At 47.8% G+C, this 25,036-nt stretch carries 22 protein-coding genes and 1 pseudogene; 3 read left to right on the plus strand and 20 right to left on the minus strand.

Translation table 11 applies throughout. The annotated features are described in order from the left end of the window. On the minus strand, positions 1–1,521 hold the full coding sequence (locus L0M14_RS17355; protein ID WP_235117919.1) for an RsmB/NOP family class I SAM-dependent RNA methyltransferase: 1,521 nt from the start codon (positions 1,519–1,521) through the stop codon (positions 1–3). Positions 1,522–1,676: 155 nt separating this feature from the next. On the opposite strand from L0M14_RS17355, the gene L0M14_RS17360 reads away from it, so the two are divergent. Continuing rightward, positions 1,677–2,189 carry a thioredoxin family protein gene (locus L0M14_RS17360; protein WP_235117920.1) on the plus strand — a complete coding sequence of 171 codons (513 nt, stop codon included), beginning with the start codon at positions 1,677–1,679 and terminating at the stop codon, positions 2,187–2,189. 57 nt (positions 2,190–2,246) lie between these two features. Here L0M14_RS17360 and L0M14_RS17365 read toward each other — a convergent pair whose 3' ends face one another. Beyond that, positions 2,247–2,918 (minus strand): response regulator, encoded by a 672-nt coding sequence (locus L0M14_RS17365; protein WP_235117921.1) that lies wholly within the window; start codon positions 2,916–2,918, stop codon positions 2,247–2,249. An 11-nt stretch (positions 2,919–2,929) separates the two neighbouring features. After that, positions 2,930–5,038, minus strand: a complete 2,109-nt coding sequence (locus L0M14_RS17370; RefSeq protein ID WP_235117922.1) for a histidine kinase — start codon at positions 5,036–5,038, stop codon at positions 2,930–2,932. 220 nt (positions 5,039–5,258) lie between these two features. On the opposite strand from L0M14_RS17370, the gene L0M14_RS17375 reads away from it, so the two are divergent. Further along, positions 5,259–5,957, plus strand: coding sequence for a hypothetical protein (locus L0M14_RS17375; RefSeq protein WP_235117923.1), 699 nt, complete (start codon positions 5,259–5,261; stop codon positions 5,955–5,957). Between the two features lie 77 nt (positions 5,958–6,034). Here L0M14_RS17375 and L0M14_RS17380 read toward each other — a convergent pair whose 3' ends face one another. The 14 genes and pseudogenes from L0M14_RS17380 to L0M14_RS31585 all read right to left on the minus strand — a co-directional run bounded on the left by L0M14_RS17380 (position 6,035) and on the right by L0M14_RS31585 (position 18,963). Then, positions 6,035–6,826, minus strand: a complete 792-nt coding sequence (locus tag L0M14_RS17380; RefSeq protein ID WP_235122940.1) for an SDR family NAD(P)-dependent oxidoreductase — start codon at positions 6,824–6,826, stop codon at positions 6,035–6,037. A 185-nt stretch (positions 6,827–7,011) separates the two neighbouring features. Continuing rightward, positions 7,012–8,009, minus strand: a pseudogene (locus L0M14_RS17385) (helix-turn-helix domain-containing protein). A gap of 60 nt (positions 8,010–8,069) precedes the next feature. Beyond that, the gene (locus L0M14_RS17390; protein WP_235117924.1) at positions 8,070–8,855 is read right to left on the minus strand and encodes an ABC transporter permease; all 786 of its coding nucleotides are present in this window, start codon (positions 8,853–8,855) and stop codon (positions 8,070–8,072) included. A 47-nt stretch (positions 8,856–8,902) separates the two neighbouring features. Beyond that, entirely contained in the window at positions 8,903–9,718 is an 816-nt protein-coding gene (locus L0M14_RS17395) for an ABC transporter permease (protein ID WP_235117925.1), read from the minus strand. A gap of 157 nt (positions 9,719–9,875) precedes the next feature. Beyond that, entirely contained in the window at positions 9,876–10,730 is an 855-nt protein-coding gene (locus L0M14_RS17400; protein WP_235117926.1) for an ABC transporter ATP-binding protein, read from the minus strand. Then, positions 10,727–11,158 carry a DUF309 domain-containing protein gene (locus tag L0M14_RS17405; RefSeq protein ID WP_235117927.1) on the minus strand — a complete coding sequence of 144 codons (432 nt, stop codon included), beginning with the start codon at positions 11,156–11,158 and terminating at the stop codon, positions 10,727–10,729. The genes L0M14_RS17400 and L0M14_RS17405 overlap by 4 nt, the downstream gene beginning before the upstream one ends. A 4-nt stretch (positions 11,159–11,162) precedes the next feature. Next, the gene (locus L0M14_RS17410) at positions 11,163–11,966 is read right to left on the minus strand and encodes a GTP diphosphokinase (RefSeq protein WP_235117928.1); all 804 of its coding nucleotides are present in this window, start codon (positions 11,964–11,966) and stop codon (positions 11,163–11,165) included. Positions 11,967–11,994: 28 nt separating this feature from the next. Next, positions 11,995–13,092, minus strand: a complete 1,098-nt coding sequence (locus L0M14_RS17415) for a quinone-dependent dihydroorotate dehydrogenase (protein ID WP_235117929.1) — start codon at positions 13,090–13,092, stop codon at positions 11,995–11,997. Between the two features lie 174 nt (positions 13,093–13,266). After that, on the minus strand, positions 13,267–14,097 hold the full coding sequence (locus tag L0M14_RS17420) for a PRD domain-containing protein (RefSeq protein ID WP_235117930.1): 831 nt from the start codon (positions 14,095–14,097) through the stop codon (positions 13,267–13,269). A gap of 24 nt (positions 14,098–14,121) precedes the next feature. Continuing rightward, entirely contained in the window at positions 14,122–15,573 is a 1,452-nt protein-coding gene (locus L0M14_RS17425; protein ID WP_235122941.1) for a PTS transporter subunit EIIC, read from the minus strand. Positions 15,574–15,771: 198 nt separating this feature from the next. Further along, the gene (locus L0M14_RS17430) at positions 15,772–16,560 is read right to left on the minus strand and encodes a carbohydrate ABC transporter permease (protein WP_311198726.1); all 789 of its coding nucleotides are present in this window, start codon (positions 16,558–16,560) and stop codon (positions 15,772–15,774) included. A 42-nt stretch (positions 16,561–16,602) separates the two neighbouring features. Next, the gene (locus L0M14_RS17435; protein WP_235117931.1) at positions 16,603–17,508 is read right to left on the minus strand and encodes a carbohydrate ABC transporter permease; all 906 of its coding nucleotides are present in this window, start codon (positions 17,506–17,508) and stop codon (positions 16,603–16,605) included. 85 nt (positions 17,509–17,593) lie between these two features. Beyond that, positions 17,594–18,733, minus strand: coding sequence for an ABC transporter substrate-binding protein (locus L0M14_RS17440; protein ID WP_311198727.1), 1,140 nt, complete (start codon positions 18,731–18,733; stop codon positions 17,594–17,596). Then, positions 18,688–18,963 carry a hypothetical protein gene (locus tag L0M14_RS31585; RefSeq protein WP_311198728.1) on the minus strand — a complete coding sequence of 92 codons (276 nt, stop codon included), beginning with the start codon at positions 18,961–18,963 and terminating at the stop codon, positions 18,688–18,690. The genes L0M14_RS17440 and L0M14_RS31585 overlap by 46 nt, the downstream gene beginning before the upstream one ends. Before the next feature lie 362 nt (positions 18,964–19,325). On the opposite strand from L0M14_RS31585, the gene L0M14_RS31125 reads away from it, so the two are divergent. Further along, on the plus strand, positions 19,326–19,460 hold the full coding sequence (locus tag L0M14_RS31125; protein ID WP_260115364.1) for a hypothetical protein: 135 nt from the start codon (positions 19,326–19,328) through the stop codon (positions 19,458–19,460). A gap of 124 nt (positions 19,461–19,584) precedes the next feature. Here L0M14_RS31125 and L0M14_RS17445 read toward each other — a convergent pair whose 3' ends face one another. From L0M14_RS17445 to L0M14_RS17455, 3 genes are all read right to left on the minus strand, one after another. Next, on the minus strand, positions 19,585–21,129 hold the full coding sequence (locus L0M14_RS17445) for a L,D-transpeptidase (RefSeq protein WP_235117932.1): 1,545 nt from the start codon (positions 21,127–21,129) through the stop codon (positions 19,585–19,587). A 313-nt stretch (positions 21,130–21,442) separates the two neighbouring features. Then, complete coding sequence (locus L0M14_RS17450; RefSeq protein ID WP_235117933.1) at positions 21,443–23,068, minus strand: stalk domain-containing protein; 1,626 nt, start codon at positions 23,066–23,068, stop codon at positions 21,443–21,445. A gap of 28 nt (positions 23,069–23,096) precedes the next feature. Continuing rightward, entirely contained in the window at positions 23,097–25,025 is a 1,929-nt protein-coding gene (locus tag L0M14_RS17455) for a FecR domain-containing protein (protein ID WP_235117934.1), read from the minus strand. Positions 25,026–25,036: the final 11 nt, after the last annotated feature.

Consider the following 25,036-nt stretch of genomic DNA (forward strand, 5'->3'; position numbering starts at 1 on the left):
TTACGTCCACCTCCAACCCGGCGGGTACTCATTCTTGAGCATGCCGTCGTTCCATTTTCCCCAGCCGACAGGATGACCGTCTATACCAACGAGGCAGTACCCCTTGGCCGAGCCGCTTCCTGCCGGGTCGCGGACAATCTCGCTCTCCGCGACCTCCAGCGTCTCGCCCTTCAAGTAGCGAAGGGCGCGCCCGTCCTGGATCGCGAAGCTCAGCGCCCGCTTCGCTTCGCTCATGCGCAGTCCCATGGCTAGCGCATGGGACGGCTCAAATCGGCCGCGGTGCAGCGCGCCGATGTACCAGCCCGGCCGCACGACCTTCAGTCCGTGCAGCTCGGGCAAGCCCGCCGGCGACGCGTACGCGTGCTCGCCGTAGCAAACCAGCTGCGCGGCGCCGTAAGGCTCGCCGCGCAGCAGCTCCTTCTCGAACGCGCGCAGCGGTTCGAGGCTCACGGCCGCGCGCGGAGGCTCCGCGCGGCCCTTGCCCTGGCGCAGCGCCTCGCGGCCGCTGCGCTTGCCTGCCGCCGGCGGCTGCGCAGCCGCAGCGGCGGGTCTTTCATCCGCGGCACGGCCGGCGGATGCGGGTGCGCGCCGCAGCACCGCGGCGAAGTGGCCCTCGCCCTTCAGGCGATGGGGCCACAGCCGCGCCGTGCCGGCGACGGCTTCTACGGCGCGCGGCGAGAACGCGCACGGGTCGACCCAGGGCGCCCGCAGCCAATCCGGACGGCCCGGCTCAAAATCGCGGACGGGCACGACCTCGAATTCCTCATGCCCGTCCAAAAAGGCGGCAATCTGCGCCTCATTCTCCTCCGGAGAGAAGGTGCAGGTGGAGTAGACAATCCTGCCGCCCGGGGCCAGCATCTGAGCTGCCTGAACAAGCAGTTCCCGCTGCATCAGGGAGCACTGCTCCACCGAATGCCGCTCCCAAGAAGACATCATGTCTTCTTCCTTACGGAACATCCCTTCCCCGGAGCAAGGGCCGTCAATCAAAATTTTATCAAAATAACCGCGGAACACAGGAATCATTCGTTCCGGCTTTTCATTCAGTACAACGGCATTACGGACGCCGAACAGCTCCAAATTTTTCACAAGCGCTTTAACCCGGTCCGAATGGTTGTCATTGACGACAAGCACACCTTCTCCTTGAAGCTTCGCGGCAATTTGGGTGGATTTTCCTCCCGGCGCAGCGCACAGATCCAGCACACGCTCTCCAGGCTTCACATCCAGTAATTGAACGGGCGCCATCGCACTCGGTTCTTGTATATAGTAAAGACCCGCATGATAGTAGGGATGCTTGCCGGGTCTTACACCTTCTTCATAATAGAAGCCTTCCGGCGCCCAAGGTACGGGCTGGATGGCAAACGTGGCACATTGCTTAAAATCCTCTATGCTGATCTTGGCCGTATTGACTCGAATGCCGAATGCTCTCGGCTGGTCGTAGGAAGCCATGAATGGCTCTATCTGATCCGTGCCCAGCAGATCATTCATTTTCTCTACAAATGCGGCAGGAAGCTTGCTGCTCATGATTTCATCTTTCCTTTGCTACGGGCGTTCTCCCCTAATCTAACGGTATTATAGCCGACTTGTCACCAAACAGCCAATTATTTTCAAAAATCGCACAGGATATGCTATTCTACTAATAGAATCTATCCACAAAGATATATAAAAAGAGGTGTATGATGAAAAAGCTCCTTATTTACTTGGGGATTGTTGTCGTACTGTTCGGAGGTCTCTACTTCGTTAACAGGCAGTCCAGCCAGTCTGCCGACAAAGATTATCCTTATAATCCATACGGTGTATCCGTCAGCCAGCTTCATCCCGAAACCGTCAAGCAGCTGAATGATCCGAATTATCAAAACGTCATTGTTCCAAAAGACTTGGATCAAAGACTGAAAAATAAGGAATCCTTTTTCCAATATTTTTATTCCTCCACCTGTCCGCATTGTAAGGTGACCACGCCGGTCCTCGTTCCAATGGAAAAAGAGTTGGGCATTGACGTGAAGGAATTCAATCTTCAGGAGTATAAAGACGGCTGGCAGAAGTATAACATTGAAGTAACACCGACGCTCGTCTATTACAAAGACGGAGTGGAGGTTGAGCGTATGGAAGGCGGCATTCCCGAGAGCGACCCATCCGTAGGCAACAAACCGGAACAGTATAAAGCCTTTTTCGAAAAATATAAGACGAAGTAAACGGTTAAAATCCCCGATGCGCGCTGACAACATCAGCTCGAATAGGGGATTTTCCTCTTATAAATAACTATCCGATTCGCCTTGATCCGGACGCGACTCTTTGACTAGTCGAATCGCTTCCTTGCGGTCAGCCACTTGAAGCTTGTTGAGAATGTTGGTTACATAGTTGGAGACCGTTTTCCCGCTCAGCTCCAGCTTCTGCGCAATTTGAGCATTCGTGGCGCCATCCGCCATCAAATAAAGAACCTCCCGCTCCCTTTGCGCAAGCTGCGGAAACATCTCCTCCCGAGCCGCCGGGCGAGGCATCGCAAAGTATTCAATCATACGGGAAGCAATCCCGCTGCTGAATATGGCCTCCCCGCTTCCCACTGCCCGGATGGCCCTGAGCAGCTCGTCCTTTTCCGCATCCTTCAGTACATATCCCCTAGCTCCCGCACGCATAGCTGTGAATACGGAGGTATCGTCCTGGAACATCGTTAAAATTAGAATTTGAACGCCAAGATTGGCACTGACAATCCGTTTGGTTGCTTCAATTCCATTCATGCCCGGCATTCGTATATCCATCAAGATGACATCCGGCTGCAGCTCGGCCGCCATCCGAACGGCTTCTTCTCCGTTAGAAGCCTCTCCTACAATCTCCAGATCGGGAATGGTGCTGAACAGTGTGCTCACACCGTGTCTAAACAGCGGATGATCGTCAGCGATCACAAGCCTTAGTTGTTTCATCATTACTCCTCCAATTACTCATTCGTTGGCAATGCAGCCATCAGCTTTGTACCGCCCTGCGGAAGGCTCTCGATATGAAAACTTCCCCCGAGCTCCTCAGCGCGCTCTCTCATTGAAGCTAACCCTATTCCACCAGTCGAACCCCGATTCTCCGCCGGACGAAGCCCCCTGCCGTTATCTGTGATTTCCAGGGTAAGCTGTGCTCGTTCTTCATTATGCTGTACCACGACATGGCAATGAGTAGCCCCAGAATGACGAACGACATTCACGATCCCTTCCGTCGCGATCCGATACGCCGCAACCTCTACGGCTGCAGGCAATTCCGCTAATCGGTCAGGCGCATCTAATTCGATGTGAAGCCCTTGCAAATGGCCCCCTTGCTGGAAGCGCTGAAACGGAGAGATGACATCGTTGATCCGTTCACGAATCGCTCCAATCAGTCCCAGCTCATCAAGAGCGGGCGGTCTCAAATTATGCACCAAGCTGCGAACCTCAGATACTGTGCTTCTAATCGTTGTCCTAAGCTCAGCTAATATGCCTTTGGAAGTAGCAGGATCGGATTCCAGCAGTTCCTCAGCTGCTGCCGTAGTGAAAGCGAGCGCCGCCAGGCGGGGAGCCAAGTCGTCATGCAAGTTGCTGCGGAGCCTTCTTCTTTCTTCTTCCCGGGCCAGCACCAATCTTTCTCTCGACTCCTGCAAATCCTCAGCCAGCAGCTTCACATCCAGCGATATTTTCACACTGTTTACAATGGTTGCCGCCTGATGCATGAGCGTCTCCAAAAAGCTTCGGTCGGAAGCCGTGAATGTCTCTCCAGGTCCCCTAGGGGCTAACAAGAGCTTCGCAACTTGCTCGCCCTGATGAACAACCCCATATTCGTGGCAATCCGGTTGAGGCGATCCGTCTTCAATCTGAACAATCCCCCGGTTGCCCTGCGTCAAAAGCAGACTTGCATAAGGCAGTCGCAGCGCCTCTTTTATGGTACGAACAACCAGTCTCAAGACTTCTTCCGGAGGCATAGGCTCCTCCAGCTTTTTACCAAGCTTTACGAGCACCGATTGCGGGTCATCCTGCTCACCGTACATCAGCCTGTTGATCCAGCGCTGCAGCTTCGCTTTGACGGGCGCGAACATGACAGCGACAATGCCCGTAGCGACAACTGAAGCAAACCAATGATGCTGTCCGTTCAGCAGCTTGCTGAAGTAGCCTATGCTAAGCGCATACACTCCGACCACACAAGCAGTCAGGATCCCGTACACCAAAGTTCGGTTCATCAGAGGATCTATATCCCACAGCCTGTGCTTGAGGATCGCCATCATCAGCGTTACCGCAATAATCAGCATCGAGAAGTGGATGCATACTTCCATGAGATAGGTTAAATACGGGTCCGAATCAAATGCCGATTGCCAAATGATATAGATGATCGTGAAGCCGAGAAGGCCGGACAACGAAACGACAAGTCCATACACGACCCATTTGGTCTGCTGTCGCTCGAGGGGCTTCATCTCTCTTTTATAACGGTAGATTTGAACGCCGATTAGACAGGAAGCCCACCCAAACAGCCACACAAACATGAGAATTTGTGACCAATATTGAATGTCCAAGATCGTACCCGGAGCCAACATGCCCGGAACTCTTACCCCAATGACCAAGAACGCTGCGATCATCGACCATTTGGGAACGAACTTCCCAGTTGGGAACATGAAGAAAAACAGAATAAATGCAGCAAAGCCCAACCCTTCAATGATACGAAACGGATAGGTCAACCACGGATACTGCATCAGAGCTGAGGTTATCGGTGTGAACGTCGTCCCGAGAGACATCAGCATCATCGTACCGAGTAAGCCAAGCCACTCGTTCGGCTTTTTGTAATAAATGAGCATGCCTGCTAGCACGTAGACGAAGCCGAATACCGCATAAATCACTTCATAACTGAATGCGTACTGACCAGGAGTAACATGATGAGCGGCCAACCAACCTGCTGGTGGAGGAGGCACGTAGAAAGATTGACAAGGCTGCAAGCTGCAATAATCTCTTAACTGGGTATAAAAGGTTGGAATACTGGCGGCAAATAATGCTAACGCAGATAGTCCGATTACTGCGGTTAAGATACGAAATAGGTTCACGGTTTGGATGCTCCGTTTCTCAGCATAGTGAATATGAATGAAAAAATTATAACAGCCGCCTTATAGCAGCGTAAATGGATTTTCCCTGCCGTGAGTCAATTTCCCAAACCTTTTCCCAGCCTTTGGGATGCGCTGCCTCTTCCTACCGGGAGTGGTCTGCCTGCTATGATAATGATAACAAAGCACGCTGTTCTGCAGGGAACGGCAAAAGGAGGACATTATGCATCTTACATTACCCAAAGGGTTCTTGCGTTTCTCGGGCTGGGCGCTCTTTCTTGGCGGTATACTCGGGGTTATCGGGCAAATTCTTCATGCAGGCGATGTGCCCGAATCAGTCGCAGCCATTCCCTCGTTTCTCAAGCAAGCCGTTAGCATTCACGTTATGCTCGCCTTCTCCTCCACTTTTCTTCTCATGGGTCTGCCAGGACTTTTTTTACGGCAATCCCAAGGTCTTCGAGTGTGGGGCTGGGTCGGACTGCCGCTGCTCTTCATCGGCATGATGTTCGAAATTTTCCACGGTCCTGTCCAAATTCTTGCCTACCTTATTCTATTTGGCTCCATCCACGATGATGCGGCGCTTAAACTCGTATCCGATCAAATCAACAATTTGAGCGTCGACCAATACCCGCTGCAGCTGCTGGTACTGATCCCCATCCTGCCCTGTATTTTGATCGGTCTACTCCTAACCGGCCTCTCCTCGCTCAAAGCGCGCATCCTGCCCAAAGGCCCCGGCATCCTAGCTCTCGTTGTTCTTGCTTTACTCATCATCGGGCGCTTTATTCCGCTGCAAATCTTCGATTATTCGTTTTCCCTCATCCACCTCGTCTACATCTGGTTCGGCGCGACCCTCGCCTTCGAATCTTCTTCGCGAACCTCCTCCTCCTCATCCTCTTCCTCGATTTCCGGTGAGCAAGCATAATCGCTCTCTGCGCAAAAAAAAACTGGTTCCGTAAACATCTACGGGACCAGTTACACAACGAATCCATGATTAAAAAATTAAAAAATTGTAGGTACCATCCCCCCATCCATGCGAATAGGAGAACCCTTAAATGCGGAGGCATACGGACTACATATGAATGAAGCCAGTCTGCCTATTTCAAAGGGCTTAATAAATCGCTGTAACTCGGATTGAGGGAGATTTGCAGTCATAAATGTTTTCTCTTTCTCAGAAAATTCCATATCATTAGGAAACAAACTATCAATGATTTTATATACATTTTCGGTAAGCGTTGGTCCCGGCATGATCGTGTTGGATGTAACTTCCGTTCCTATCGTTAATTTAGATAAGCTTTTTGACAGAGACAATAACATGGATTTGGTTATACAATACTGAGGCATTTGCCCTGAGGGCATAATCGCTTCTTCACTTGCAATAAAGATGATTCGTCCATAATTATTCTTCAGCATTTTAGGCAAATAGTATTTGGTTAATCCATTTGCAGCAAGGACGTTCGTTCGGAAATAGGTTTCCCATACTTCATCATCAACATCTTCATAAGACATGATTTCATAAATCCCCATATTGTTAACCAGAATATCGACATAGGGATATTTCTCAAACAAAGCTTCCCTTTGCAGCGTATCCACGATATCGCCTGATGCATTCAGAGGATTGGTAGACGGGAACTCCGATTTCAGTTCATTTACCACTCGTTCTACCTCTTCATGACTCCGTCCATTAACAAGGACATTAACACCTTCTCTGGCAAGCTCAATGGCAATTGCTTTTCCTATGCCTCTGGTCGATCCGGTCACTAAAGCTGTTTTGTACCTTAATCCCATATCCATCATATATATCTCCCTTTGATGTCATTCACGGCAAGCACTGCCGATAGAGAGTATATTACTTTGTATGGATCAATCAGTAACTAGCGTAAAGCGCCAAACTTCTTGTTTAACCCGCCAAATCATGAACCGTAGGAATTGTTAGCCATTCATAGACCTAATTAAATTAGAATTCAAGAACACGGCAGTTACTCCCTTTCGTATGCGGTACGCCAATTTGATGGTGTGTCCCCTTCCCATAGGCGAAAAGCGCGGTAAAACGAATTCTGATCTTTATATCCAACTAAGAAAGCAACTTCTTTTATTTCGAGCTTCGGGTCTGCCAAGTATTCTCGAGCCTGCTCATGCCGAACCTGTGTCAAAAGCTGCTTGAAAGTCATCCCTTCGTCATTAAGGCGGCGCTGTAGGGTACGATCGCTCATACCTAATTCACTCGCTACAGCATATATGTCAAAGTGCCCTCCAGGTAAACTGCGCTTAAAGATCCATCTGACCATCTCGGTGATTGTTGGGCTGCGCTGTTCCTCCAATGAGCGATCCAATACGGGAGTCAGGATTTCCAGCAACTCATTATTATACGAAATAAAAGGACGATCCAGATCGTTTCGATGCAGAATCATTCGGTTATAGGTTGTACCCATACGGATTGGGCACCCAAAGTAGGTTTCAGGGTCTTTATATCACCCATCGATTGAGAAAATTCCACAGACTTTGCAGTTATAGACTGGCCTGTTCCCCGTCTCCCAAGCTCAAGAAGAAAGGCCAATGTGGTTCCAATCAACACGGGCGGTTCGGGATGATCGATACTCGTCCAGTCCAAGTCGATGATACAGCGCTCTCCTTCTTCGGTTACATGTAATCTTTCCGGAGGGCACATTTGTTTGTACCGGGACATTCGATTAAGAGCGTCGCGATAGTTACGAGCATGGTAGGTCGCTAAGACGGCCGGCGGGTATTGTGTCGTCTCAAAGACAGTTACAAGCTTAGTGATGGCCTTGGCAGTTTCGCCAACGTGATCGGAGTATGCTTGCCAGATTTTAAAATATTGGGCTGCAGTGACTGCCGTTGATTCTGCAATAACCGATAGAGGCAGCCCCGCATTACGAACTACTTCGTGCGGTATCATTCCTAATTGTTGCAATCCCGCCCAGAATCCCTGGGGAATTTTTATACGATCCGTTTTCATTACGTATAAATCTCCTTTAGTTACTTACGTCTATCTCCCCTGACACATTCCCCCTCCATGTCAACTACTAGCACTCGCATAACGCCTTAGAGCAAACTTCCAAAACCATCGAACCAGCGCGAAAAATATAGCAGCAGCAGCCAAGCTGACCCCGGCCTGATACAAGGTCAGCTTGCCAATGAGCGCAGCAGCGGGATAAGTCGTTATAAATGCTACCGGAAACAAATACGTAAGCACGAATTTCAGCACGCCTTTATACACCGTCACCGGGAATCTGGCCGTTTCAAATACGGAGCTGAATAAGAAGGACAAATTGTCCACTTTCACCGCCCAGAAGGAGAGAATCATCATCCCCATCCATAAGGAGTAGATGACGACAAGCGACGCCAGAAATACTATGAGGAACATGAAGGCCTGTGATACGGTCGGCATTGCATCCAATTTCCACAAACTGTATACAACGAGCCCCAATCCGAGCAGTACATCGGCAAGTCTCCAGAATACAAGGTGGCGAAAGCTGATATAAAACTGGCTGTCTACCGGCTTGGTGAGAACAAAGTCCAATGTTCCTTTGCGGATATGACTGACGAGCCTCGACATATTGGGCTGCAGGAAAAATTCGATAAAGCCGTGAACGGCATTGAAAATTCCAAGCAGAACCATTACCTCATAATATCCCCAGCCACCGACCTGGCCAGATCTGTAGAAGTACAGCTGAACCGTCAGCACAGCCATCGCCAGCCAGAAAACGGTGCTTAGCAGATTAGCGGCGAAATTGGCGCGGTATTCAAATTCTTCGACCAAGCACGCCCTTACAAATTCTCGAAATAAGCGCACATACTTCATGTCCGTGCTCCTCCTTGCTGGAAAGCTGTTACGGTGTCTTCTGAATGCTAACCTCCAACAGCCCCGAACTTCTTAATCCCTTGTCTCCATTCCCAGCGATACACGGCATAAAGGAGCAGCAGCCAAGCGAATTGAACGGCAAAATTAGGAAGGATGGCTCCCGCTCCTCCCTGCAGCTTACCTGTCAGCAGCTCCACAGGAAATCCAACCGCGCCGTAGAAGGGCAGCCATCTTGCCGTCATTTCCACCCATTCCGGAAACATGGTGAGCGGTGCCAGCCGGCCAGCCAAAAATAAATGCAGCCCCTCGTATAAGCCATAAATGGCTGTAGCCCGATTGGTCCAAAACGCCAACAGGCCGAACTCGAACCCAATAAGCAACCGCTGTGCCGAGGAAAGAAGAATCGCCAGAACAGCCAGGACGTAGAGGCTAGGCGAAGCTTCAAGCCGCAAAGCGGGAAATATCCAGGCTAATACCAACCAAGCGGGAATCAGCACAACCGCAAAAAACATTTTATATACCAAATTTTGAGCAATGCTCCAATGAATCGGGTGAAAGGGACGCACCAGCTTAGAGGACAAGGAGCCGTCCTGAATATTTGCATCCAAGTCCCACACATCCCAAGTGCTTGTCAGTCTGTCTACCAGAAGGACGCCCAGAAAGTACACGATATAATCATGCGCGTTAAAGCCGGCCACCGAGCCTCCTGAGCTGATGGATAGCCATACAGCTAGGCTGACCAATGGTTGGATCAAAGCACCTGCCATCCAGATGACACTTTCGCTCCGATAGGCTAATAGGACCGCCCATTCCACTCGGCATAGCGCCTTATATTTATTCCAAAACAGCTGCCAGGCTCTCATGAATCATTCCTGCCTTCCGCCGCTTTCGGCTTCCCTTCAAATGCTCTTGAGATCACGGATTCCATGGAAGGGTCCTCAATCGTCAAATCCATGATGTTAAAGGTCGTCAGCAATTTGCCAGAGAGGCTTGATACCTGATCCCGCGGCACTTCAAGCTCTAGGTCCGGGAACGCATCATGAATAAGCTTCCCCCGCCCTCAGCAACAATCCGCTCGAACTCACTTCGCTGCTTAATCCGCTGAGCCAACTGCAGACGGATGTGCTTGTTGGGTGCGTAGGTATCTACCAATGCGGCTATGTCCCCATCATAAAGCAGCTTGCCCTTGCCGATGACAAGCACACGTTCACAAAGCGCGGTAACATCCGCCATATAATGGCTCGTTAGCAGTATGGTCGCTCGATACTTTTGATTGTAATCCTGTATGAACCGCCGCATAACCTCCTGCATATTCACGTCCAGCCCAATGGTAGGCTCATCCAAAAAGACGATGCGCGGACGATGCAGCAAAGCCGCCGCCAGTTCACATTTCATGCGCTCTCCGAGGGAAAGCTGTCTCACAGGCTTACGGATCACCTCTTCGAGTTCAAGGAGCTCTATCAAATCATTAAGGGTTTCTCGATACTCCCTTTCGGGAATTTCATAGATCACCTTATTAACCAGAAAGGTTTCGGCGGCAGGTATGTCCCATATCAATTGGCTCTTCTGCCCCATCACTAGACTAATCTGTTTCTTGAACTCTTTCTTCTGCTCAAAAGGCTTGAACCCACCAACGCTTACTTCACCGCTAGTAGGGTACAGCAAGCCTGTCAGCACCTTCATGGTCGTTGTTTTCCCTGCTCCATTTGGCCCAAGAAATGCAACTATGCTTCCTTCCGGAATGGTAAAGGAGATATCCTCCACAGCCTTCACTGTCCGAAATTTTCGATTCCACAAGCTGCGTATCGATGCTGCAAACCCCGGCTCCCGTTCATGTACCCGGTAATGTTTGCTCAGATGCCTAACCTCAATCATAGCGATTCCTCCTCGCCTGGGACAGGGGGATTTGCCTTCACTTCCTCCAACAATCGCTGCAGATGCTCATCGACAATCACAATATCCAGATCATAGGGGAGAAAGAAAGCTTCCTCGATCGCGCTAAGCTTGTTCAAATATACACGACTGTCATTCAAGAGTTTGTTTAGATCAATACCCAGTGTAGGAGTCGGATAATTCTCCAGCTTTTGAATACCGGCACTGAACAGCTTGATCGAACCGCTTACGTTTCCATTTGCATGATGATAAAGGCCTACTGCAATCTGCAGCAGACCTTGATATAGAGGGCTTCGTCCTTCTTCCAGCCAAAGCTCCTCCATCACCTCATGACATTCAAAATAATCTCTTGCTTCATTAAAATAATACAGGTACTCGACATATAGACGATCATATTGATTCTGATTCATAGAGTTAGGATTGATCTCCTTTTTTGGCTCTTGAGATCGCAGCTTCGATCTCCATCGACAAATCACTTAAGCTCCATACATCTTCATTCTCCCAGATTTCATTAAATCGCAGCTGAAATTGGGCCGCTTCCCGAATCCGGTGGTAAAAATAGAGCACCTGTATGTTGTTAAGCACTTTGTTGACCAGATTGGAGTTGTCCTCGAACATTTGCTGCGCTTCAACAATCTCATCCCGGATGCTCGACATTTCCTGATCCAGTAAATAAGCCGCTTCAGCCGCTTTGCTAAGTCTCGCTCTCACATCTTCTGGTAGTGTCTCTTTATACTTGTAATTTAATGAATGCTCGATCGTAGCCCAGAAATTCATCGCTAACGTTCTGATTTGTATCTCCGCAAGAACTCTTTTCATCCCCAATGCGGTTTGAACGGGGTATTCAATAATTATATGATAGCTGCGGTAGCCGCTTGGCTTCTTATTCGCAATATAGTCCTTTTCATACACAACAGACATGTCCTGTCTGGCTCTAATGAGATCAGCAAGCCGTTCGATGTCTTCAACGAATTGGCACATGATGCGAATCCCCGCTATATCTTCAATTCCGGATTCCAGCTGATCTACCGGAACGTTTAGCCGCTTGGCTTTATCCAAAATGCTTGAAATTTTCTTAACCCTGCCGGTTACAAATTCGATCGGCGAGTATTCTTCTCGGCTCTTCAGCTCGCCGCGGAGCGTCTTAAATTTCACTTTCAGCTCTTCTACAGATTGTTCATAAGGGAGTAAAAACTTCTTCCAGTCTCGTCCATCCATCTTTTCTGCCCTCCATTCACTGATGAAGTCACTTATGATCGGCACCTATTGCCTGGGAAATATGCGTGTATCCATCTTTAGCGAGCAACGCTTTAACACCTTTGTTTAATTGGCCTAGCAGTCCAGGACCTTCATATATTAATGAAGTATATACTTCTACGAGGCTGGCCCCGGCCCGTATTTTGTCATATGCATCCTGTGCAGAAAAAATGCCTCCGGAGCCGATAATAGGAAGCTTTCCACCAGTTAATTGGTATACGCGGCGAATTACCTCCGTCGAACGCTCCGTAAGAGGTTTGCCGCTGAGACCGCCTGTTTCGAGCCTATTCGAGTGAGTCGTCCCCGCCCGATTCAGTGTCGTATTCGTCGCTATGATGCCAGAGACTCCGCTGTTCTGGATAGTCTTCACCGTCAACTCCAATTCAGCGTCGGTAAGATCCGGAGCAATCTTCACGAGGACAGGCTTACCGGAATCCTGGTGCTTTCGCTGCTGCACATTCATTTCATCTGTAACTGCATCCAGCAATCTCTCCAAATCGTTGCCATGTTGTAAATTACGCAAGTCCGGCGTGTTTGGTGAACTGATGTTTACCACAAAAAAGTCCCCATATGTATACAACGCCTGAATGCATGCACGGTAATCATCTTCCGCACGTTCATTCGGAGTCACCTTGTTCTTACCTATATTAATAGCTACGGGTATATCTCTCTTGCCTGCTTTACGAAGATTGGAGGCCATTTCCTCCACACCAACATTGTTAAAGCCCATTCGATTAATGAGCGCATGATCCTGCGGTAAACGGAACAGGCGGGGCTGTTCGTTGCCGGGCTGCGGCTGCGGTGTAATCGTGCCCACTTCCATAAAGCCAAATCCAAGCTGCGAAAAGCTCTTTACCGCTTTCGCATTCTTATCCAAGCCCGCAGCAAGTCCGACCGGATTCGAAAAGTCAATTCCCCATAGCTGCTGGGCCATGCTCGTGTCTCGGGCAACCCCCCAGATTGCCTTCAGCACTTGCTTCCCGCCGGGAAATGAGCCTACACCCCCGAGGCCGTCTATGATAAGATGGTGCGCTTTTTCAGGGTCCATTCGAAACAAAATCGGTTTGCCAATCGTTTTATACAGCATGTCCATACACTCCGTTCTGTAATTACTCTAACTGTCAGTTTAGCTGACAAAACCAAATTATGCAATCGACAAACATCGAATCTTCCTGCCATATATCGTCCCTAACAGCAAAAATCCCTGCAGCCTGTCGGCGCAAGGAACTCGGTCTGAAGCTTATGTAGAAAACTGAATTCGTTAGACGCTGCTGCGCTGAAGGACACGTTCCAGATGCATCGTCAAATATCCGGTCTCATCCGGGGGCACTTCAACCTTGAGAGCATCGCTAAGCTGCATGGATAAGACCGTTGCTTTCAAGTATATGTCGCCGTACTCTTCTTTTATTTTATCAAGCAGTGTATTTTGCAAGGTTTTCCCCTGCTTGACCCGTTCAATCAACCCTTTTAAATGGCTGATAAAACGCAGTGTGGAAAACGAATCCTCAAAGCCGAAGCCGAGCTCCTTGGCCGCCTCAATCGTTTGCGATACCAGCTTCACAACCGCCAGCGATTCCGTTGGACGTTCCTGCGAGCGCGCCCCTTTGAAATGCATCGCCAAGAAGGCAATTTCATCTTCAGGCAGCATCACATCCAGATGTTCATTCAAAAATTGCACGGCTTTGCTGGCGACCTTATACTCCTCCGGGTACATATATTGGATCTCATAGGCAAACGGATTTGTAATAAAGATTCCCCGCTTCTGACGCTCCACTGCAAAATTAATATGATCCACGAGCGATGCATGAATCGTTTCGGAGAATTCACCTTCCAGCATGCCTTGCGCGTAGGCAATGACTTCTTCGGTAATACCGATAATCTTCACATCGACTGCGTTTAGGATCTGCTCATAATTTTTTAGCACTTCGGAAGTATGCAGCAGAAATTCTTGCGTAATTTCACCATCAAGAGACATACCGGGCGTTTTCTTGAAGCCGATTCCTTTCCCGAAGGCGATCGAATTCTTTCCAGAAGATAAGTGCGCCATCACAACATTATGGGACAGCACATGAATAATGGTCCGTTCAATCATAAGACACCTCCGAATGTACTTAGGCTAGTCCTGATTTGAATCCCGATCTGCAACAAGCATGGGCTTGATACCCTCACGAATTTGCTCGGATTCCGTACCGAATACAACGTGGACATTGCCTTTACCAAGCCTAATGACCCCGATAGCTCCCAGCGCTTTGAGCTCCGTATCCTGCACCCGATGTTCTTCCTTAACAAGCAGCCGCAGTCTCGTGATGCATGCTTCCACCGAGACAACATTAGCTGCTCCTCCAATATGCTTCAAAATGCTGCCCACTCTGTCTTCCTTGCCCGGATTGACGAACTCTGCATCTGCTAAATCATTGCTTGCCTCCGAATGTTGATCCTCAGAGCGCTCCCGCAATTTAAAAGGAAAAAAGTTGATAACCAGACGAAATGTAAAGTAATAAACGATAAAATAAACAGGTGCCAGCAGCAAAATCCAATACGGCTTGGTAGAAGCACTCCAGCTGAGTGCAAAATCGATGAAGCCTGCCGAGAATGTAAAGCCCATATGCACCTGCAGGAGCTTCATCAGCATGAGGGATAATCCCGTCAAGACCGCATGCGCTACATATAATCCAGGTGCCAGAAACATGAATGCGAATTCGATCGGCTCTGTTATGCCGGTTAAAAAGCTTGTTAAACCTGCCGTCAGCATGACTGATACCACCATTTTCCGATTACCGGAACGTTCGGACCTCGCTATGGCCAGCGCCGCAGCAGGTAGACCGAACATGAAGATGGGATAGAAACCTGTCATAAATATGCCCGCCTCGGCATCACCGGCGTAGAACCTGGACATATCGCCATGAACCACTTTACCCGTTGGAGTCACAAAGTCACCGATCTGGAACCAGGCAATGTTGTTAATGATATGATGCAGCCCAGTTGGGATCAGCAGTCTGTTCAGAGTTCCATAGATAAATACGCCGATTTCACCGTTATCTACGACCCACAGCCCTATCTCACTAATCCCGTGTTGAACCGGGGGCCATACATAGCCCATGATAACTCCGAGCACGACCATGGCCAGCGAAGTCACGATGGGGACAAATCTTTTTCCTCCGAAAAAACCAAGCGCTTCAGGAAGCTCCACATGTTGAAATTTCTCAAAAAACAGCGCCGAAAGCATTCCTACAGCTATGCCGCCCAACACGCCCATATCAAGCCTGTCGATCGAGGAAGTCCCTGCCTGAAAATGCTTCAGCACGTTATCAAATACCAGATAGCCGACGGTTGCCGCAAGCGCAGCGATCCCTTCTCCCGAGGTTAATCCGATGGCGATCCCTACGGCGAATATCAGCGGAAGATGGTCAAGGATGGCACTGCCGCCTGACTCAAAGATTTGCGCAAGCTGTACAAGCGCCGGATGGCTGAACTCCATCTTGCCAATCCGCAGCAGAATGGATGCTGCCGGCAGCACGGCGATTGGAATCATTAAGGAACGGCCGATTTTTTGCAGCAAATACATGATTTTCATATCTTGATCTCCTAGTTCGTCTGCTGACGGGGTCCGATTCCCGCTCCATCTTTTGATAAGCTCATTATAGTAGAAAGAACACCTGCCCTGAAAGGATAAATTCCTCTAGGGTAAGGTGTTTTTTCTATATTGCTATGCCGATTTATTTGACAGCGCCGGCTGTGATCCCACTGGCGATCTGCCTTTGGAAGATCATATAGATGATGAGCGTCGGTATCGTCGTGATGAGCAGTCCCGCGAATAGCGGCCCCCACTGACCCGATACTGCATCTCCGCCTGCATGACCGCAAGTCCGATCGGGAGTGTGTATTTCGCAGGATCATTCGTCAAGACGACACCTAGAAAATACTCGTTCCAGTTATTGAGCATATTGGTGATCAAAACCGTAATGAGCCCCGGCTGCGAAAGTGGCAGCATAACCCGAAAAAACGTTCCGTAATGCGAGGTTCCATCGATGATTGCCGCTTCTTCAATCTCTTTCGGGAGCGTTTTATAGAAGCCCACCAACAAGAAAATACCGAATGGTAAATTAAGCGCAGCGTAAACGAGGATAAGCCCTAGCCAAGTATTAATTAAATTCAAATCATTCAGCAGGAAAAAGAGCGGGATGAGCGCGAGCGCAAACGGAATCATCATAGAGGAGATATAAATTCCGTAGAGAATTTTACCCCCTTTAAACTCGTATCTGGCTAAAATGTAAGCCGTCATGGCGGATAAAATCATACCCAAGAGGGTACTTCCTATAGTCACTACGATCGAGTTGATAAAATAAGTGCTGAAATTATACTTGCTCCACACATAGGTAAAATTAGACCAGAGCAGCGGAGCTTTGGGAAGAGCCCACGGCATATTTAGAAAGAACTGTTCGTTATTTTTCAAGGCATCCAATAAGGTCCACAACAGCGGATAAAGAACCGCAATGCTCCAGATCAAGAGCACAAGCCATACACTCAGTTTTGCAATAGGATTTTTCACAGTCATGGTTCCGTTTGTCCCTCCTTCAGTATCATATTCTTGGTCGGTTTAGCTCATTTCAATGGTTTCCTGTCGCAGGATCCGCTGGAGAATCAGCGTGGTAATCATAGAAATGACCAGGATCATGACACCGATAGCCGCGCCGTAACCGAAATGATACTGTTGAAAAGCCATCCGATACAGATAGGAGCCCATCACATGAGTTGTATTGTCAGGCTGTCCGCCATTTGTCATCAGCTGTACGATAACAAAAGATCCGTTGAGTGTCGTTATGACAATGTTAATAATGGAGACTTTAATCTGCTCCCAGATGAGCGGCATGGTGATATGGCGGAACTGGCCCCATTGACCCGCTCCGTCTATATTAGCTGCCTCGTAGTACGAAGCAGGAATATTCACGATTGCGGCAATCATCAAAATCATGTAAAATCCGATACCTGCCCAAATCGTAGGCGGCAGCAGCATCCAGATCGTGTGCTTGGGAAAGCCTAACCAAGCGATGTCAACCTTTTCTTTGGTGAACAGGGATAAAAATGCATTGAGGAACCCGATCTGAGGGTTATAGATGAAATTCCATAGCACTCCGATGACGACTACCGAAATCACGTTCGGAATAAAGAAGATGGCTCTGAAAAATCCCGAGCTTCTCAATTTGAATCTTGTTAAAGCAACGGCAAAGAAGGTCGCCAGCATCATAATACCGATCACTTTTCCAACTACTAAGAAATAATCATTGCCAATGGCTGTTAAAATGATGGGATCTTTAAACATCTCGATAAAATTGTCAAACCCGATAAATTCGCTGTTTTCAGACATTCCCGACCAATCATAGAATGATTTCTGAAGCGCCTGGATAACCGGATACACCGTAAACACGCAGAAGAACAGAAATGTCGGAATGATGAATGAAGCGATAAACAGGTTCCGTTTCCACATTTTCGCGCTGGTCTTCATTCTATCTCCACCGTCCAATCGTTAAAGTGGCGGAGAATGAGCGAGGCTGCTGCCTTTCTCATCCTCCGTTGCTGCTACTCAACTGTTATTTCTTTTGCTTGGCTACGACATCACTCACGCGTTTCACCCATTCTTCAGGTGTAATCTTGCCAATGGTAAGCGCTACTGTTGCATCTTGCATCGCTTTATCCACATCTGCCGAGAACGAAACGGTCGGTACGACTACCGTGTCTGGGGAAGACAAGAATCTAGCTGCATCCTTAACAAAGTTAGGTGCCTTGGAGGAGGAGATGTCACCTTTGACGTTAGATGGAGCGCCGCTAAGCTCAGCCCATTGAGTCGCTTGTGCTTTAGAGAAGACGAACTGCATGAACGCTTTGGCCGCATCCTTGTTTTTTGCTTTTTTTGCAATACCAAAAGTTGCTGTCGATGTATTGGCTACAAACTTGCCGCCTTTGTCCTGCGTAATGGATGGGATGAAGCCGAAATCAAATCCGCCGGGAACATCTTTGGCCATTTCATTTGGCAGCCACAGTCCGTTCGGGATGAAGGCGTCTTTGTGCTGCAGGAATAACGACTGCGAATCGGTGTGATTGATTTGTACGGAAGCTTTATCAATAAAGCCCTTATCACGAATTTGTACGATTCTGTTTAACGCTTTCAGGATGGCTGGATTTTTCCAAGCTTCCGGATCGTTCTTTGCCATATTTTGCAGCAAGGTGTAATCATTGTTGTTTGCTGATACGATAGCCGGGTAGAGTACGGCTCCGTTAATATAATACGGATATTTACCTGTATGAATGAAAGGATTAATACCGGCAGCTTTAATGGTTTCGCTTGTTGCCAAGAAGTCTTCGAAATCTTTCGGCTCCGCCCAGCCTTTGTCCTTGAACAAGGCTTTGTCATAAAAAATGCCCCATGCGCTTAAAACAAAAGGAATATTATAGATTTTCCCATCAAATTCCTGTGGTTTCTGAGCAAGTAGATCCAGGATCTTCTCGCCATCAACGTTTTTGGCGTCTTTGATCCAGTCCGTCAAATCCTCGAGCTGACCGTCTGTCACCATTTGGCGGTCAAAGAGCTCAGGGCCGTCAATATATACGAAATCAGGCGGGTTGCCCGCGATCCAACGCGGTTTCATTTGTTCGTTGATTTTTGGTCCCGCACTCTGCTTAATTTTCAAATCCGGATTCGCCGCTTGGAAATCAGCGATGACTTTTTCCACCAAGCATCGCCATAGCCGCCGACGAAATATTGAATTTCGAAGTCACCGGTTAATTTTTTGCCGCCGTCCGACGTAGGACTTGCAGCTGCGGCTGTTGCAGCAGCCGCTGTCGGTGCTGCTGTTGCTGCGGCATTTGTCGTTTCTGCCGGAGCTGCGGAATTACCGCAACCTGCGGCTACCATTGCCATTATTGCCGCCATGCTCATCGTAGACCATTTTTTTAACTTCATGTGTCCATCTTCTCCCTTTTCATATAAATTCGGTTGGTGCTTTTTGTTTCTAAGAATCCCTTGAAGCTGCAGCAGTAGTTGGAGCTACCGCCCCCTTTCAAGATTAGTCTGAAAAAAAACAACAAAAAAAAGAGCACAGTTAAAGAAGACGACTTGCAATCTTCAATAACTAATGCCCTTTCGGTAACATGTTATTAAAACTAACATATTAGATTGTTTGCATGGTAATTTGTAACTTAATATTACACCAAGATAACATGGCCGTCAATCATTTTATTGCCTGAATATTCAACTTCTAAGTTGAACCCAATCTGTGATAAAATAGGCACATCTACTTAATCATTTCATAGGAGTGGTGTTCGATGTCGAAACGAAAACCAGCAGCTGTGTCCCGCAAAGCTAAAGATGAAATCAATAAGAAAGCGCTTATATGGACGGGCTCCGTATTGCTTGTCATCATCATTGTGATGGCCGTTTTGATCATTTTAAACAGCTAGTTCACAGCGAAATGATCGTTTCAATCACATTGATTATTGTAACCGCTTACCAACCCAAAGTCAAGAGTTCCCTCCAAGGAGCTCTTGACTTCTTTTACGACCTTTCACCATGTATTTGACGCAACTACTCCAACCATTTATACGTTTTGTGCGGGTTGGAATCGTTGGTTTGTAAAGGCAATGCAAAAGACTGCTTAGCATTCCCTCTCCCCGCCCCCACTCCTTCATCAGGGTTGGAACTTCCCGCGCCATCGTCGGGAAGCACATCTTTGCCGATCGTTACCTTTGTCTGCTGAGGAGTCATATCGTACAGCTCCTCTATATCCTCCTGCTTCATTCTGACGCATCCATGCGATTCGTCCTTGCCGATACTGGAAGGTTTATTGGTACCATGTATCGCATACAGCGTGTCAGAGAGTGTCATTCCTCTACTGCCAAATTCACCATTCGATTTCCCATTCGGATTCCGGACTTTCTCCGTAATGACAAACTCGCCTTGTGGCGTCTTTGTACCTCCCAGACCTACCGGATAGCTTCTGAGAATGATGTTGCCGCTGACTAAGGCCAAACGATGTTTCACCGTATCAATCACGATGCTAACAGGCTCTTGCAGCGGAGAATTGGCGGCCATCTCAGCAGGCTTTCCAGTCGGATTGCTTGCAGCCGGGTCTGTTGAACTCCCTGTTGAGCCGCTATCTTCAGTGGCCTCAGTTGCTTCTGTCTTTTCTGCAGCATCTCCTTGAGGCGTCGCTCCTCCGTTTGCTTCACGATTAATCTCAGCAAACATATCCTTCATATCTTCCGTAATTCCGGGCAGGATGTTGTCTGGATATGGCGCTGCTAACTGTTCTGCTTGCTCGGGCATGCGGCCCTGCTTCTTCTCGTAAGCCTGAATGGCACTTCGAAGAACAACAGCCTGTTCGTTAGCTCGCATCCAACGCTGAAGGATCGGCGTCAATCGGCTGCCGTCAGCCAATTGGCAGGAGCATACTTGAGGGCTATAATATCGAACAACAGCTCCATACTCATTTCCACTTGTCTGCTCCACACCAAGCAATAGCTGCAAAGGCTCGTTCCACTGAAGCCAATTCCCATCCGCACTCTGCGAAGCTGATACTAGGATCGATTCCTTATTTCTCGCCCCTGTCGGCGCTAGCACTTCTTTAAGCTTGTCCGACCAATCGTTTCCTGCCAAGTAAATCTTCATCTTCGAAGAAACAGGCGTCTCTGCAAGTGCCTCTCCTCCCCTAACCTCCATTGGCAGTGATGGAAGCTGAGTCGTAACATCATCCTTTGCACTGTCCATTGAGGCGGGAAGTGCAAGTAGCAGCAACAAGAGGAGCCAAACAGACCATGCCCTAATTGAACTTGTTACCCTCCTCTTAACCACTGGTGCCGTGCGTTGGTTTACTGCAGGATTCCATGGCGGCAGCGGACCCTCGACGACTATCTTCTGCCGCTCGAACGCCTCGTAAATTTCCCCGGACTGTGCGAAGCAATACGCCGCTTTTCCTTCTTTGCCCTGAGCTGCGTACTCCCTCCCCAGCAAATACCAGGCCATTTTATGATCAGGATGCTCTTTGACATATCGTTTTAGGTAGAGAGGATCTTCGAATGGATGATGTTGAAAAAAGCGCTCCAGCTGATCGTTCCGCTGACTCCCTTTCAATGAATTCTCCTCCTTTTGCACCAAATAGCTACTTCCCCTTTTATCGGCAAACTCTACCAAAAAGTGAATGAAAACAGCTTCACATTATAGCCCGATAACTGCAAAGCAGACTTAGCTATATAATGGGAATCCACACGTAAATTCCTGCAACTAAGCGGTGTCATAACATCGAACCTAGTCTTCATATCGAAGTGGAGTCTTAACGTCGAAGCTGACTCACGTATTGCGTAGAAAGATAGAAATTAATTAATTCCTATCTCATATAAAAAAGAATGCGCAGGTGAATCCTGCACATTCTTTTTCAATCAATCAGCTATTCAACATCATAAGATTTCGTACGTAAAATGACGGTTTTATGCGCATCGTCCCACTCCACATCTAATCCGATTTGTTCGGCAAAGAAGCGAATAGGGACATATGTCCGATCTTGTGAGATGTACGGAGCAGCATCGGTCTTTTGAAGTACTGCAGGCTGGTTGCCTGTAATCCGCTTCACTCCGGTTCGGCCGATATACAGCTCGACCGTAACATCGCCTTTTATTAATTGAATTGTTGAAGTTCCATTGGCTTCGGTATATTTCACCTCATAACCAAGCGCCTCGCTGATCGCTCTTACAGGCACCATCGTTCTTCCCTCTGACAGCTCAGGCTGCGCGTCGAATTGAATGATGGTATTCCCGTTAACGACCTTGATTTCTCCATTGTCAGGGAGCCCCTGAGGAAGATGATACGGAAGGATTTTCCGAATCTTATTATTAAATGCATCAGCAACAACCAGATTCCCTTGCTCGGTTACGATAACATCGGTCGGGTTGTAAAAGGCAGCTGCACTCTCTACACCATCACTCTCACCAGTCTTGGCTTGTCCTGCAATCGTGCTGACCCGATCATTCAGCAAATAGCGAATAGAGTGATTAAGACTGTCCGCAATCAACAAACCACCTTCAGATGTAACCGCTAATCCCTTAGGAAAATTAAATTTCGCTTTTAGTGCTTGGCCGTCTGCATAATCTCCGTCTACATAGAGCTCATCCTTATCGTACCATGTATTGCCACTAAGCTGCGATGAGAATCCCGCCACCGTCTTCACCGTACCGGACGACAGATCCACGTACCGGATCCGTTGGTTACCCGTATCACTGACATACAAGTTTCCTTTACTATCCAAAGCAATACCCGACGGCTCATTAAACTTGGCTACAGATAGAGCACCATCCTTGTATTCCCCTGCAAAGGACGCAGCGCCAGGCCGAATTTGAATCGCTCGAGTAGAGGCTGCATTCAAAGTGCTTACTGTTCCATCCGGCGTAATTTTACGAATTTCATGATTTAACGTATCGGCTACATATACGATGCCATCAGTTGTAACAGCAAGGTCCGTAGGATGGTCAAACTGCGCCTCGGTCCCTTTACCGTCTTTATTGCCCATGACACCATTACCGGCCAAAGTGGTTACTTGGCCTTTGGTATCGATTTTGCGAATCGCATGATTACCTGCGTCCGCCACATACACATTGCCGTTACCGTCTACAGCTATAGCTGAGGGCTCATTAAAAAATGATTCCGAAGCCTTTCCGTTCAAGAACCCGCCCGTAGGAAATCCCTGCTCGTCCTTGGTTACAGTAACCTCTGGTCCGGCAAAGGTCGTTACTTGCCCATCTTTAATTTTACGAATCATGTGGTTTCTCGTATCCGCTACGATGATACCTCCATCAGGAAGCTGCGCAACGCTGCTGGGTGAACGGAAAGCGGCAGCGGCCGCCTTTCCATTTATATCATCGAAATCACCGATACCTGCATGTGTTCCCACATCAGACATGATCTGCCCCTGACTTGTATATAAAGCGTCGCCGGATAGTTCTGCTGCCCAGACAGATGACCCTGTGAGAAGTGCTGCAGCCGTAATGGACGAAACTACAAGATGTTTCAATGGTTTCATATGCTTCTCCCTTTATTTAAATTCCAGTCTACTCTGAAAATTTATAGTTGCTGCCGTGTCCAATCGTCATCGTTAAAGGTGCTACTTGAAGATTAGCATAAGATACGGTGCCATCCTTTTTAATGACTTTGATATAGCCTACTTCAATTTGTGCCGGAATGTCATTGTTATCGTCATAATTGATCGCACGGAACGGTATACTTACAAGCGTTTTTGTTCCGGATACAGAGATGTTGTCAGAGCTTGTCCCGAAGTTCGTTACCGCGTAGATCAGTTCTTTCTTATATAAATTAGAAGTTTGATCGTATTCTTCATATTCTTTAATTGATTCAGCACTTGATGAGTCATCGAAAATTTTTCCGTTTGGATGATTCGCTACAGGAGTAGAATCTGTAACATAGATTCCACTTGCGTCAGCGGAGCCACTATAATACATCAGATGTAGCTCAACCGCATAAATGGATTGATTTCCTGTAAAGTTACTCATATTGACATTTAAATTGAAATAACTTGGATTTGATGGATGATCAGGGTCCGCCATTTTCTCTAAAGTTACAGAAGGAGACGTTGTATCCGTACTTCCGTTGTTTCCGCCATTGTTGCTTCCACTATTATTGCTTCCACTGGTCGAAGGTGTTGATGGAGTTGTTGGGGCTGAGTTATTCTTGGCTTCCTCGTACTGCTCGACAATCTCAGGAGGATTATTTGATTTAAACACAACCTCCGCTTGTTCTGCTTGATCTGCTTGTGCTTGAGAATTTGCTTCCGTATTGGAGGAGTTCGTCTTTGCAACCTGTTCAATAAATTTCTCTAATTGCTTGATAACTTCTTCACGTTTTTTGGCTGTCGCAGCCTTCTCTAACAGTTTTTTAGCTGCTTCTTTTTTCAAAGCTTCCAATTTGGCTTTTTCCTTCTCTGGATCTGTGCCTGCTGTTTTATCTAATTTCTTCACATTACCCAGGTCAAGCTTGCGCTCTTGCTTTTCAATTTTTTTGTTAGCCTCATCAATAATGTTATTCATTGTAGCTTGTTCAATCTTCTTCGTTGCAACGGCTTGTTTAGCAATGTTTCCAATAAGGTTATCAAAATTTCGTGATACCTTGTCGAGCTCATCCATGGATCGGATGATAAACGAACCGTCTGTCTGATTGACTTTTCCTTGTTCAAGCAATTCCTTATTCTTTTTCAAGAATTCGTCGTTTTCTTTATCAATTTCCGCTTTATTCTTGATCATCGCTTCAATTACATTTGCCGATGCCTGGTCCACAATGTCGTTGATGTTAACGAACTCTACTTTTAAATTCGGATCGCTCACTTCATCCCTGGAATCGAGATTTATCTGCTGAGTCGGATACAAATAAGCCACTTTCTTAAACTGCTGATTATTCTCGTCATTTGTTACTGTGGTTGCGGAAACCTTACCAGCTGCAACGAACATCGTCGTTTTCCCCTTCAAAGGATCTACGCCTACGTAAAACTCTGTCCCGCGCACACCCATGACAGCCGTTGGTGTTTCTACCTCAAACTCATCATCAGAGCTGGCAAGGGATTTTACTTTCACCCAAAGAGATCCCGCCCAAATTTTCAACTTAGACTTCTTACCGCTGTCCGATGAGCTAAGATCAGAGACACTCATCTCGGCGTTCGCACCGACAGTCACTTCACCATCACCCTCACTGAGTGTTAATGTAGCGCCAGAGCTATCGCCTGTATAAATGGTGTCTCCCTCATTCAAGCTCATATCTTCATACGCCTCATAAGTCTTCGAACCTCCGCCCTTCTTCACTGTTACGTCTCCAAATATGGACGACACAACGGCAATACGAACGGTTTTCGCATGAACAGGCTTAACCCAAATGGATGATACAAGTGCAAATACCATACAAAAGCTTATAAATAACGATAAAAATGATTTCTGAGTCATATGGATGCTTGGGATTTTAATTTTAAATTCCACCATGACTTCCT

The sequence above is a fragment of the Paenibacillus hexagrammi genome, assembly GCF_021513275.1.
GTDB classification, from domain to species: domain Bacteria; phylum Bacillota; class Bacilli; order Paenibacillales; family NBRC-103111; genus Paenibacillus_E; species Paenibacillus_E hexagrammi.

Bases quoted from the DNA above. Each gene is read 5' to 3' on its own strand.
- L0M14_RS17410 (WP_235117928.1), bottom strand. From the start codon at position 11,966: ATGGATGGACGAGACTGGAAGAAGTTTTTACTCCCTTATGAACAATCT.
- L0M14_RS17375 (WP_235117923.1), top strand. From the start codon at position 5,259: ATGCATCTTACATTACCCAAAGGGTTCTTGCGTTTCTCGGGCTGGGCG.
- L0M14_RS17400 (WP_235117926.1), bottom strand. From the start codon at position 10,730: ATGATTGAGGTTAGGCATCTGAGCAAACATTACCGGGTACATGAACGG.
- L0M14_RS17380 (WP_235122940.1), bottom strand. From the start codon at position 6,826: ATGGATATGGGATTAAGGTACAAAACAGCTTTAGTGACCGGATCGACC.
- L0M14_RS17405 (WP_235117927.1), bottom strand. From the start codon at position 11,158: ATGAATCAGAATCAATATGATCGTCTATATGTCGAGTACCTGTATTAT.
- L0M14_RS17395 (WP_235117925.1), bottom strand. From the start codon at position 9,718: ATGAGAGCCTGGCAGCTGTTTTGGAATAAATATAAGGCGCTATGCCGA.
- L0M14_RS17355 (WP_235117919.1), bottom strand. From the start codon at position 1,521: ATGAGCAGCAAGCTTCCTGCCGCATTTGTAGAGAAAATGAATGATCTG.
- L0M14_RS31585 (WP_311198728.1), bottom strand. From the start codon at position 18,963: ATGAAGTTAAAAAAATGGTCTACGATGAGCATGGCGGCAATAATGGCA.
- L0M14_RS17430 (WP_311198726.1), bottom strand. From the start codon at position 16,560: ATGACTGTGAAAAATCCTATTGCAAAACTGAGTGTATGGCTTGTGCTC.
- L0M14_RS17365 (WP_235117921.1), bottom strand. From the start codon at position 2,918: ATGATGAAACAACTAAGGCTTGTGATCGCTGACGATCATCCGCTGTTT.
- L0M14_RS17420 (WP_235117930.1), bottom strand. From the start codon at position 14,097: ATGATTGAACGGACCATTATTCATGTGCTGTCCCATAATGTTGTGATG.
- L0M14_RS31125 (WP_260115364.1), top strand. From the start codon at position 19,326: ATGTCGAAACGAAAACCAGCAGCTGTGTCCCGCAAAGCTAAAGATGAA.
- L0M14_RS17415 (WP_235117929.1), bottom strand. From the start codon at position 13,092: ATGCTGTATAAAACGATTGGCAAACCGATTTTGTTTCGAATGGACCCT.
- L0M14_RS17360 (WP_235117920.1), top strand. From the start codon at position 1,677: ATGAAAAAGCTCCTTATTTACTTGGGGATTGTTGTCGTACTGTTCGGA.
- L0M14_RS17450 (WP_235117933.1), bottom strand. From the start codon at position 23,068: ATGAAACCATTGAAACATCTTGTAGTTTCGTCCATTACGGCTGCAGCA.
- L0M14_RS17390 (WP_235117924.1), bottom strand. From the start codon at position 8,855: ATGAAGTATGTGCGCTTATTTCGAGAATTTGTAAGGGCGTGCTTGGTC.
- L0M14_RS17435 (WP_235117931.1), bottom strand. From the start codon at position 17,508: ATGAAGACCAGCGCGAAAATGTGGAAACGGAACCTGTTTATCGCTTCA.